Consider the following 11,478-nt stretch of genomic DNA (forward strand, 5'->3'; position numbering starts at 1 on the left):
TCGGAGTTCGCGATGTCCCGCGCCAGGGCATTCGCGTAGTAGCGGTTGAAGGTCTGCTCCGCACACTCGTGCGGGAACTCCATCAGGTAGGGCAGCGCCATCACCGCATACCAGGCCGGTTGCGAGACCACCTGCACGTGCAGGAAGCGGTTTTCCAAGGTGTTGGATCCGCCACTCTGCAGCAGTTTGTCGAAGCTGAAGTCCTTCTTGCCCGCATCGCGGATCGGCAGTGCCAGGGACTCGGTGACCAGTATCCGCCGTGGGATCACCGGCAGCCAACCTTCCTCACCATCGCTCACCGTGCCGGAGGAGGCCACCGCCTTGTAGCGTAGGAAGCCCGCGCCATCCGGCACCGCGATCTTCCACTTCAGGGTCCGGCTTTCCTTGGCGGGCACATTGAACTCCTGTTCGGGAGCGGTGACCCCAAGAGCCGCGTTCTTATCCGCCTCCGTGGCGGCATCCGTCAGGTTGAGGCGAGCGGTGCCCGCTTGCGGTTTGTCGCTGGTATTGGTGATCTTAACCGTGAAGGAGAGTTCATCGCCCTCGCGTAGGAAACGCGGCGGGTTTGGCTGCACCATCAGGTCCTTGGCCGTGACCGTCTCGCCCGTCAGAAGGCCTGAGCGCATCTCCTTGTCATGGGCCATGCCAATGAAGCGCCACTTGGTGAGCGCCTCCGGCATGGTGAAGGTCATCCGAACCTGGCCCTCGGCATCGCTGGTCAGGTCGGGGAAGAAGAAGGCGGTCTCTTGCAGATTGGCTCGCGCCGCCACTTGGTTCAGGTCCGGCCTTGCGCCACCGGCTTGCTCGCGGTCCTCACCGGCGGCAGCGCCATCCGCCAAGGCAGTATTCAAGGTCATGCCCTCGGCTGGAGCAGCGGCAAGAGCGGCAGGCCGCATCGCCTTGTTCTTCGTCATCTCTCTCCCAGCCATCGGAGCCGCGTCTGCGGATAGGGAATCGAAATACATCTCTGACTTCGCCTCCTCGCGGAGCATGCCGCCGCTTCCGCCTCCGAAGCCAAAACCGCGGCTTCGTCCCACTCCTCGTCCGTAATAAGTCCGGAGACCGCCGAAGATTTCCAACTCATCCCGGAAGGTCCGGAAGGGTCTGCTCACCGTGAAGAGATCCAGCGGCGGGAAATGCGCGCGCCATTGGAAGGCCTGATCGGCGCTGCCGATCTGCCATGGCTGCTGGTAGCTGTACTCATGCCGCATCCACGCACTCAGGGTCTGGAAGCAGTGCGGGGCGAAGGCATCCAGCGAAGCATCATAAAGCGTCGCGACCATCTCGGCCGCCGCAGCCTCGCCATCCGGTCCTTCCACCACCGCGGTCCAGGAATCCTTCGCGCCGGGCTCCAGCTTGGAGACCAGATGTTCCCAGCGCAGCTTCAGTTCCTTGTTCGTCCAAGGCACATCCACGATCCGCTGCGACTGCTGCAGGCGGTTTTGCACGACCTGCCACACCGTCACCGAAACCCCACCGCGGTATTCCTCCGTCACGGGGAGGCGGAAGAGCTGCTGGGTCTTACCTTCCGTGGACCATTCGCGCTTCAGCAGCTTGCCCTTGCACTGCCACTCGATGCAGGCACGAGCCTTCTCGTGGCCGCTGGCCCAGAAGACCTGGGCCTCTTGACCCGGTTGCACCGACCATGCGGGCGACGCGGTAAAGAAAGGAATCATCGTCGGGAAATCCCCTGCCGCCGGGGCCACCACCTCGATACCCCGGATCGCCCGGACCTGACGGCCATTCGCGTCCTTGGTCTCGAAGACCAAACGGTAAGCACCCGCATCGAGCACCCGCTTGAGAGTGGCTTTGCCTTCCTTGTCGGTCGTCACCGGCAGTTCGGCCACGACTTCGCCGGGCTCCCACTTGTCGGGATTGCTCACATCATTGTCGCCTTGACCGGGATCCACCCAGCGACCACGGCGCATCGGCGAATCCGGACGCGGGCACACCGCGGGCTCCTTCAGGCGATGGATCTTGAGCACGCCGGTTGCCTCGCGCCCTTCACCATCATGCGACGTGGTCAGCACCTTGAGTTCGACTTCCTTGCCGGCCTCCAGCCATTCCTCGGCTAGAAGGTCCGCCTTCAGGGTGGTATAGGCCACCGAGACCCCGCGCGTAGCGGAGCGGGTTTCGCCCGCGGTGTCGGTGACATCCGCCGTGACCTGGAAATCGAAGACCGGCTCGACGTCCTCACGGACCGTGGTATCCGGCTTGGCCATAAACTCGACGGTGTAGAAGCCAGCCGCATCGGTCTCGGCAACGCCATGGGCGATCTCCTCGGCGTTCTGGCTGTAGGGCGGGAACCACCAGCACCAGCGGATCCACATCGGCAAGCGCACCATGCGGGTCACGCGCCAGGACACCTTCGCGCCATCGACGGGAGCGCCGGTATAGGCCTCGGCCTTGACCTTGACCTTGACCAGCTTGCCCAACGCTGCGGCTTCGGCGGGCGGTGCGACCTCCGTGAAAAACTTCGGCCGCTTGTATTCCTCCACCCGGAAGCTGGCCTGTCCACTGCCACCCGCCCAGATGCTGCACATGCCCAGCACACTGCCCTCGGGAGCCGTGAAGCTGCCGGAGAAGGAGCCGCGCCCATTGGTCTTCACGTCCACCTTGGCGACTTCCTTGCCGTTGGGATCGCGCAGGATCACGGTCTTCGTTTCGTCGGGTACCGTGGCATACTTGCCCTTCATTGTATCGATGCTGCACGAGATGCCCTTGAAGTGGACGGTCTGGCCGGGACGATAGAGGGCGCGGTCGGTGAAGAAGATATTGAGGCGCTGCGGCTTCGGATCCTCACCCCAGTAACTATAGGCATAGTTGCGCGAAACCGCCCGCTCCATCCCGCGCTCCGCCAACAGCAAGTAGCGGCTCTGGAACTTGCCCTTGAGCTGGAAGCGGCCATCCGCATCGGTCTTGCCCGTTACTTTGTTCGCGCCCGGCAGCACTTCGCGCTCGGTCCACACGCTGACATCCACACCAGCCAACGGTGCGCCGCTCACGGCATCCACCACACTGCCTTCCAGCCCACCATCGCGCCATGCCCGCACCACTACTGCGAGCGGCGTGATATGGACGCCCGCAACCGCAACGGCATTGTCATTCTCGCTGAAGTCCTCTCGCGCACTGGCCCGCAGCACATAGAAGCCAGGCGGCAGATCCACGGGAGCCTTCAAGACAGTGACCTTCTGCTGATAGTCGCCAAGATCCGGCAGCTCGCTGTCCCAGACGCGCGCCGGCTCCATGTCGAACTTCTCTGGCAAGGGATCCTCGGGAATCGTCGAAGCTCCGGGACTGAACTTGATCGAGTAGAGGCGGAACCAGACGTGTTTGAGATTGCGATGATGGATCTCAATCACCTCGCCGGCCGGAGTCCAGTGCGACTCGGTGGTGAGCGTCAGCTCGCGTTGCTCCAACAGCTTAATGCCGTTCGCGCAGAACTTGCCGAAAGGATGCGCCGGGAAGGCCGCCGCGCCGGCCTTGAGGATCTCGTAGGCTGCCTTCGTCTCCTTGCGACCGCTCAAGACATTCGCCAGCGTCTCCCGCGCCCAGGCACTCACCGGACTGGCGGCATTCACTTCGATGAAACGCCGCAATGCTTGCTCAAAGCGGGGCTCGCGGCCTTCCACAGCCGCGGCATCCGCCGCCCAGCGCAAGCGCTCGAGATCAGCCACTAGAAAAGCTTCCTTCTCCGCATCCGCGCGATGGAAGCTCATCAGGTCCTGGTAGAGCTTCAGCGCCCGGTACTTCGGCAAGGTGCCATCCCCAGCTTCGGGCTTCCACGCCATGAATTCTTCCGCGGTACCAAAGACCGCTGACTCCGGCGCGATGTCAAAAGCCGCCTCCGGGCGCGACACCGCTACTTCCTCGGCCGAATAGAACTCCAATGCCGAATGGGCGACGAAGTCATACATCGTGGGCCGCAAATTGTCTCCCAACTCCGGTTCCTGGAGCAGCTCGGCGAAGTCCTTGGCGGGCACCTTTTTCAGGGCCTCTGCCTCCGTGAGCGAACGCTGCAGGCGTTTGTCGATCTCCGTCAAGATCCGCGCCAGATCCCAAGTCTCCAGGTCCTCCCCCACCGCCTCGCCGGTCGAGCTGCGCTGCATGAAGCGCCACTGGTTCATCCGGTAGTAGCCGGCCAGCCAGCGTGCGGCCAAGGCCCGCAGCACCGGACGAGCCTGCTCCGGCCCGGTGTCGATCGCGGCCTCCAGATTTTTAATCGGCACGGCGCGACCTTCGATCTGCGCCTCCATCGCGATCCGACTCGCCAGCGCCCGCGTGCCCTCGGCCCATGAGCCGTCGGCGAAGGCAGCCTTCTCGATGCCCGTCAGCAGCTCGATCACGATCTTCGGCTGATCCTTGCCGCGAGCCTCCTCGATTTTCTTCCACTCCGCGTCGCGCGGTCCTGCGTGCAAACTACCCATGGCTAGCATCCCTATCAAAACAGCCCGCCCGAGAAATCGAAGTGCATTCATGAGGAAAAAGGATCATCGACCCGCAGTAATTGAGACCGGATCACTGGATTGTGACACCCGAAATCGAGATTTCTTAGGACCGAGTTGAAATGCCCGGAACCCCGCACCTTTTCGGCTCGATTCAAACAGGTGTGTGGCATGGGCAAAACTGCCAACTTCCAACCCTGAACCCGCTGTCACAGGATGTCCCGACATGAGATTTGCCACCCTGCTTTTCCTCGCCCTTTCCTTTTCCGCACGCGCCGGGGACTGGAAGCTGGCGTGGTCCGATGACTTCGACCGCCCCGGCCTGCCGGATCCGGCCAACTGGACCTGTGAGAAGGGCTTCGTGAGGAATCAGGAACTCCAATTCTACACCGAGAAGCGAAAGGAAAATGCCCGCGTGAGCGGCGGGAACCTGATCATCGAGGCGCGCAAGGAGAGCTTCCCGAATCCCGCCTTCGTGGAAGGATCCAAGGATTGGCAGAAGTCGCGCCGCAATGCCGAATACACTTCCGCCTGCCTCATTACCAAGGGCCTGCGGAGCATGAAATACGGCAAGATCGAGGTCCGCGCCAAGCTGCCGTCTGGCAAAGGCATTTGGCCGGCGATCTGGATGCTCGGCGACAACCGCGGTCCGGTCCGCTGGCCGCTCTGCGGCGAGATCGACATCATGGAGTTCGTTAGTCACGAGCCCGGAGTCGTGCACGGTACCCTGCACTTCCCTACCCCGGGCACGGACAAGCACCAGTCCGCCGGTGGCACGACCAAGGACGATTCACTCCACGACAAGTTTCATGTCTATGGCGTGGAGTGGAATCAGAAGAGCCTCAGCTTCCTCTTCGACGACAAGCCCTACAAGACGGTCGACCTCTCTGTCGCCGGCAGTGGCGATGCCAATCCCTTCCACAAGTCCTTCTACTTGCTACTGAATGTCGCGGTCGGTGGGACCTGGGGCAAGGAGCCTGATCCCAAGGTCTATCCTCAGCGGATGGAGATCGACTGGGTGAAGGTGTGGGAGAAGGCGAGCTGACTTCAGTCCACCGGCACCACCGTCACGGTCGCGCTGCCGGGAATGCCTGGCAGATCGATCACGTGCGGCACGCCGGGCAAGCCGGAGATGAAGACCGGCGTTTCACTACGCACGAAATTCGGCATCTCCACGCGGTTTTCGGTCAGCACGACTTTGCTCGAGGCATCAACGATCGGCGAGATCGCTTCACCTGGAGCCCGGCTGAAGCCGACGAACTTCTCGTGGCTGATGCTACCTTGTACCACCACGAAGCCCCCTTGCGGCTTGGCGGTGAGGACGGCGCGGTAGCCGAGATCGCGTCGCGTGAAAGCGGTGGGAGTTGCGGGCGAGACGGGAAAGGACGAGCTCGAGATTTTCATGGTCAGCTTCGGGGTGAGCTCGGCAAGTTGGTAGGCTGCCGGGTAGACGAATTCGCGCTGCATCGCGAAGCTTGCTTCCTTGCCAGGGCGGACAGTCTGTACCGGGGCCTTCACCACCACCCCCTTGCCTTTGCCCTCATGGAACTCGACGCTGATGGCATAGTGCCGCGGCTCCTTGGTGGCACGGTTGGAAAGCTCAGCGTAGCGATCGACCGAAACCGTCGAAGTGGTGGAGGGAGCGCACTGCGAGAGGAGCGCTGCGGAACCGGCAAGCAAGAGGGCTTTTTTCATGATTGCCCGATGGCACTATCAGGCGCGGAAGCAGGGTCAAGATATATGCGGGTAATCCAGCATTTCAGGTCATTCAGGATCCAGCCACCTGACGCGAGGCCAGCTAAAAAGCCGCGCCCACTCACTCGGGTAGCCGACGGGGAAATGCCTTGCAGGGCCATCCGGAACCCGCTTCCTACCATTGCAAATGGGAACCCTGCCACGCCCCTTCCTCCCGCTGCTTGCCGCCCTCTTGCCGCTTGCGGGCGGGGCCTCGGTCGATGCGGCGAGCCTGCCGACGGGCTTTGCCGAGACGCAGATCGCCAAGGACCTGAATCCCACGACGATGACTTTCGCCCCCGACGGGCGCTTGCTCCTGTGCGAGAAGCACGGCCTTCTGCGGGTGGTGGCCGATGGCGCGATGCTGCCGGCACCGGTGCTGGATCTCTCCGCGAAGATCGACGCTTGGAATGAGCGTGGCTTGCTCAGCGTCTGCTTCGATCCGGATTTCGCGCGCAATGGCTGGATCTATATCTACTACACGCTGAACCGCGACCCGAAGGACACGAAGCACGAGTCCAGCAACAACCGCGTGAGCCGTTTCACCCTGAAGGGCAATGTGGCCGACCCGAAGAGCGAGCAAGTCATCCTCGAGCTTAACCCGCTCTCGAAGACCGGCTGGCACAACGGCGGCGGCTTGGCCTTCGGGAAGGACGGCAAGCTTTACGTCAGCACCGGCGAGAACGCCAATGGCGGCTACGCGCAGGACAACAGCAATCTGTTAGGGAAGCTGCTGCGGATCAACAAGGACGGCTCGATCCCCAAGGACAATCCCCACTATCAGGAATTCAAGGACCAGAACCGGGCGATCGTTGCGCTCGGCCTGCGCAACCCTTTCAGCATCGCAGCCCAGCGCAATACGGGGCTGCTCTATGTGTGCATGGTGGGGGCAAACTACGAGCAGATCGAAGCCTACGACTCTGCCGCTGCGCCGCTGGCCGTGAACTACGGCTGGCCCAATATCGATGGCCCGCCGAAGAACCAACCGCAGCCTCCCGGCTACCGCGCGCCGACCTATGCCTATGACCACGGCCGCGGTGATGGCGTGGCGCTGTGCAGCGGGGACTTCTACAATCCTGCCAAGCCCGGTGCGGATGCCTTTCCTCCTGAATACACCGGCAGATTCTTCTTCTCGGACTACAAGGGCTGGATCAAGGCGATCGATCCCGCGAAGCCGGAGACCCGTTATGACTTCGCGACGAAGATCGACCGGCCGATCGATGTGGAGGTCGCGCCGGACGGGGCGCTCTGGTACATCGAGCGTGCGGGCAAGCCCGGCGGCTCGGACGAATCCAACAGCTCCAGCAGCAACGGCTCCCTTTGGCGGGTGCGCTGGACCGGCGGCGGCCAGGCGACCCAACTTGCGGTGATCCAGCAGCCGACGAATACCCATGTCGGCAGTCCGCTCGGCACGGTGACGGTGGCGCTTCAGGATGCCACCGGCAATACGGTCAGCTCGGCCAACAACACGATCAGCCTGACGCTGGATGGCAATGCCCCCGCAACACTGGCTGGCACGACCAAGGTGGACGCCGTCAAGGGCGTGGCGAACTTCTCTTCGCTGGCGATCGCCAAGCCTGGCCGCGGCTACAAGCTTCGCGCCAGCAGCGGCAGCCTAGGGACGGTAAGCAGCGCCGCCTTCGATGTCGACGAGCAGTTGGAAGCTCCAACGATCACGCCGCCTGCGGGTAGCTTCAGCGGTCCGGTGTGGGTGAGGATTTCAAGCCCGGTGCCAAGTGCGACGCTGCGCTTCACCACCGATGGCAAGGATCCCGACGCCAGCTCCACGGTTTACAAGGAGCCCTTCCAGATCAGTGCAGGACAGACAATCAAGGCAATCGCCCAGCGCAACGGCGTCGCCGATAGCGGAGTGGCGAACGCCAAGATCGAGGTTAGTGGCAATACTCCCTATGGCTTGGACACCCGTCCTCCAGTGAGTGGTTTGAAGCTGCCCGCCACCGAGGCGGAGGGCCTGCCCCCTACCCTCTCGGCCACCGGGATTTTCACGGACAAAAAGCTGACTGCTAGAGCAGGCATCATCCCCTACTCGCTGAATGCGCCATCGTGGACCGACAATGCCGAGGTGCAGCGTTGGGTGGCACTGCCGGAGTCCGCGCGGATCGGTTTCTCTCCTACCGGGGAGTATCAATGGCCGGGTGGCACGGTCTTTATCCAGCACTTCGAGATGGTGACGAATCCGGCCAGCAATGCACGGCGACGGCTTGAGACCCGGGTGCTGGTGCTGGATGGCAGCGGTAGCTTCGGTTACGGCGCGACCTATCGCTGGCGTGCTGACCAGAGCGATGCAGACTTGGTCGATGCCGGTGGACAGGAAGAGGTGCTGAAGATCACCGATGCCTCCGGTGCCAACCGGGAGCAGACTTGGAGCTATCCCGCTCGCGGGCTGTGCTTCATGTGCCACACGCCGAATGCAGGTTTTGTTCTCGGACCCAAGACACGCCAGCTCAATGGGACACAGGTCTACGCCGGTGGCCGCAGTGACAACCAGCTTCGCACTTGGAACTACCTGCAGATGTTCAGCCCCGGCGTCGATGAAAGCGCGATCAAGGGTTATGCTCACACGGTGAAGATCGATGATGCCGCAGCTCCGTTAGAAGAACGTGTTCGCTCTTACCTGGATGCGAATTGTTCGTCCTGTCACCGGCCCAACGGTACGGGTGCCCTATGGGATGCCCGCTTCGATACACCTCTTGCGAAACAGAATATCATCAACCGCGAGCTACGCGAATCGATGGGGATCGCCAACGTGAAGGTGGTAACGCCGGGAGATCCCGCCACGTCGATGATGCATCTGCGCATGAGTTCGAGCACCTTGGGCCAACAGATGCCGCCGGTGGGGCGGACTGTGGTGGATAAGACGGCGCTAGAGGTGTTGAGCCAATGGATCAAAGCGAGCGCAGGCAAATAGAGTAGTCAGGAAAGAACACCCCAAGAAACGTATGTGAGATAGGCCCTCGCCTCCCTCACTCGATTCAATTCCTTTTGCACAAAGCCGCATTTCGCGGCGGGACGGGAGTCCACATAGTAATCACATGCCAAGCCTAGGGTCTAACCCGGCTCGGTGGATTGGTCTCCCGAACCCATGAAACCCAAATTCCCTGTTCGAACCAAGGGGCGACGTGTCTCCCGACAGCGCGGCTTCGCGCTGGTGATCAGCCTGTCGCTGATGGTCCTGCTCACCATCCTCGCGGTCGGTTTGCTCTCGCTCTCGACGGTCTCGTTGCGCGCCACCGGCCAGGGTGAGGCGCTGGCAATCGCGCAGGCCAATGCCCGGATGGGCCTGATGCTCGCACTGGGCGAGCTGCAGAAGAAGGGGGGGCCGGACCAGCGGGTCACCGCGCGGGCCGACATCCGCGACGACGGCAAGATCGCCAACCCGCGCCTGACCGGGGTGTGGAAGTCGTGGGAGATCAAGCCGGCCAGCCCGCCCTCGGCCGCGGAATATGAGAAGTCCGCGCGCGACAAGAAGTTCCTCGGCTGGCTGGCATCCAGCGGCAAGGGTTCGGAACGGGCCGATGTCGATTTCGCTTCGAAGGAGCCGAAGAACCCCGTGACGCTGTGGGGCAAGGGCTCGCTGGGCAATACCGTGCCCGACACCGACATCGTGCGGGCCTCGCGGATCGAGCTGGCAGCGAAGAACAGCAAGGGCAGTGCCAGCGACGGGGCCTTCGCCTGGGCAGTGATGGACGAGGGCGTGAAGGTCCGCATCAACACCCCCTTCGTGGAAGAAGCGAACTCGAAGGCGATGCAGACCGCGCAGCTCGGTGCCGGCGTCCGGCCGAATGTGTCCTCAATCAAAGCGCTGGAAGATCTCAAGCGCTCCTTCTTCGTGCAGGGTTCGCCGGACTTCGCCACGGTGGAGAAGGGCCTCACCCGCCTCAACTACGGGCTGGCCGCGACGACCCTCGCCTCCGGCACCAGGGATTCGCTCAAGGCTTTGGGCCATGACGTCACGCCCTACTCGGTCGGCATTTTCACCGATGTCGCCACCGGCGGCTTGAAGGAAGACTTCAACCTGCTGGCCAACTCGAGCGCGCTACCTTCCGTCTATGCGGGCAAGAACGTCTACAACTCGCGCCTCGGCACCACCGGTCCATCCGACCCGCGCTGGGAATCGCTGCAGCAGCTCGCGCAGCTCTACAAGAACACCAGCAGGCTCACCAGCCTGGCGGGATCCCCGCTCCTCAAATCGCAGATTCCCAGCGGCTGGAAGGCCGCGCAGGGCTCTGATCCCAATAGCGGCGCCACCGGCACCACCCAGAAGAATCCGCCGCCGGGCCTGGTGCTGATGCCGACCGTCGCCAAGGTCCAGGTCGTCTTCAGCCTGCTGACCCGCGACATCTACAACTACCCGAAGGTCAGCGATACCACCCCGAAGATCCCCGGCACCAAGACCGACGAATCCAACGCCGAACTCCACGGCCCCTGGGGCAAGAACTTCGCGGGCTCGTCCTACGACTACCTCCTGCACCTGCTCTACACGCCGGTGGTCACGCTCCACAATCCCTACAACGTCGCGCTTGAGTTCAACGAACTGAAGGTGGTCTTCGGCAACGTGCCCTTCGCCTTGCAGGTCTATCGCAACGGCACGGCCCAGACCAAGGAGCCGGCACCGCTCGACACCATGTTCTACCAGCAGTCGGAGACCGGTAGCCTGGCCAAGCGCTTCGGCATGACCCTGCGCACCAACGGTGGCACCGCCGCCTCGCCCTCGGTCGGCTCGACCACCTTCCGGCTGATGCCGGGCGAGGTGATGATGTTCTCGCCGTACATCGATCCGAACCGCACCTGGAAGGACGAATACAGCAACCGCACCTTCTCCGACTGGGACAGCGGCTCGGGCGCGACCCGCACCCTGACCATCGACGGCCTGCCCGGCTGGCGCGGCGATGGCATCGGCTTCGACCTCGACTGGTTCAATCCCTCCTACAAGGGCCTGCGCCTAACCGACCAGGAGACCGAGGGCAGCGTCAACATGGGCCGCGGCGGCTGCATCGGTGCCAAGGCCACGGACGAGTTCTCGCTCAAGTTCTCACCCTTGAGCGTCGAGGCGCTCAGCAAGAACAAGTTCACGATCGAGATCTTCGCCAAGCCGACCGGCAGCGCGACCCTGGTCTCCTCCAGCGTGATCGAGATGGACTACGAGTCCGCCAACGGCCTGAAGGACTACCTGATGGACGCCAGCGGCAGCATCACCTATCCGAAGGACGGCAAGACCATCAACGCGATGGCGATGCACTCGCATGCGACGACCAAGATCAAGGACATCAACACCGTC

The 11,478-nt window shown here is 62.8% G+C and carries 5 protein-coding genes; 3 read left to right on the plus strand and 2 right to left on the minus strand.

Features of this window, described 5'->3' with window-relative positions:
• A partial coding sequence (locus BV071_RS07035; protein WP_052573006.1) for an alpha-2-macroglobulin family protein occupies nt 1–4,427 on the minus strand: 4,427 nt, incomplete at its 3' end.
• Between the two features lie 244 nt (nt 4,428–4,671).
• Between BV071_RS07035 and BV071_RS07040 the strand changes: the two genes are divergently transcribed.
• Nucleotides 4,672–5,490, plus strand: coding sequence for a glycoside hydrolase family 16 protein (locus BV071_RS07040; RefSeq protein ID WP_035604128.1), 819 nt, complete (start codon nt 4,672–4,674; stop codon nt 5,488–5,490).
• Nucleotides 5,491–5,492: 2 nt separating this feature from the next.
• Here the strand turns inward: BV071_RS07040 and BV071_RS07045 are convergent, their stop codons facing one another.
• A complete protein-coding gene (locus BV071_RS07045; RefSeq protein ID WP_035604130.1) occupies nt 5,493–6,140 on the minus strand; it encodes a hypothetical protein in 648 nt (215 codons plus the stop codon).
• Between the two features lie 187 nt (nt 6,141–6,327).
• Between BV071_RS07045 and BV071_RS32615 the strand changes: the two genes are divergently transcribed.
• Both BV071_RS32615 and BV071_RS07055 read left to right on the plus strand, forming a co-directional pair.
• A complete protein-coding gene (locus tag BV071_RS32615) occupies nt 6,328–9,108 on the plus strand; it encodes a PQQ-dependent sugar dehydrogenase (RefSeq protein ID WP_052573007.1) in 2,781 nt (926 codons plus the stop codon).
• 174 nt (nt 9,109–9,282) lie between these two features.
• On the plus strand, nt 9,283–11,478 hold a 2,196-nt coding region (locus tag BV071_RS07055; protein WP_265594164.1), incomplete at its 3' end, for a hypothetical protein.

Origin of the sequence: Haloferula sp. BvORR071, from assembly GCF_000739615.1 — a bacterium.
Classification (GTDB): domain Bacteria; phylum Verrucomicrobiota; class Verrucomicrobiia; order Verrucomicrobiales; family Akkermansiaceae; genus Haloferula.

What these genes read in the sequence shown, in the direction of transcription:
- BV071_RS07040 (WP_035604128.1), top strand. Translation starts at nt 4,672, where the DNA reads ATGAGATTTGCCACCCTGCTTTTCCTCGCCCTTTCCTTTTCCGCACGC.
- BV071_RS07045 (WP_035604130.1), bottom strand. Translation starts at nt 6,140, where the DNA reads ATGAAAAAAGCCCTCTTGCTTGCCGGTTCCGCAGCGCTCCTCTCGCAG.
- BV071_RS32615 (WP_052573007.1), top strand. Translation starts at nt 6,328, where the DNA reads ATGGGAACCCTGCCACGCCCCTTCCTCCCGCTGCTTGCCGCCCTCTTG.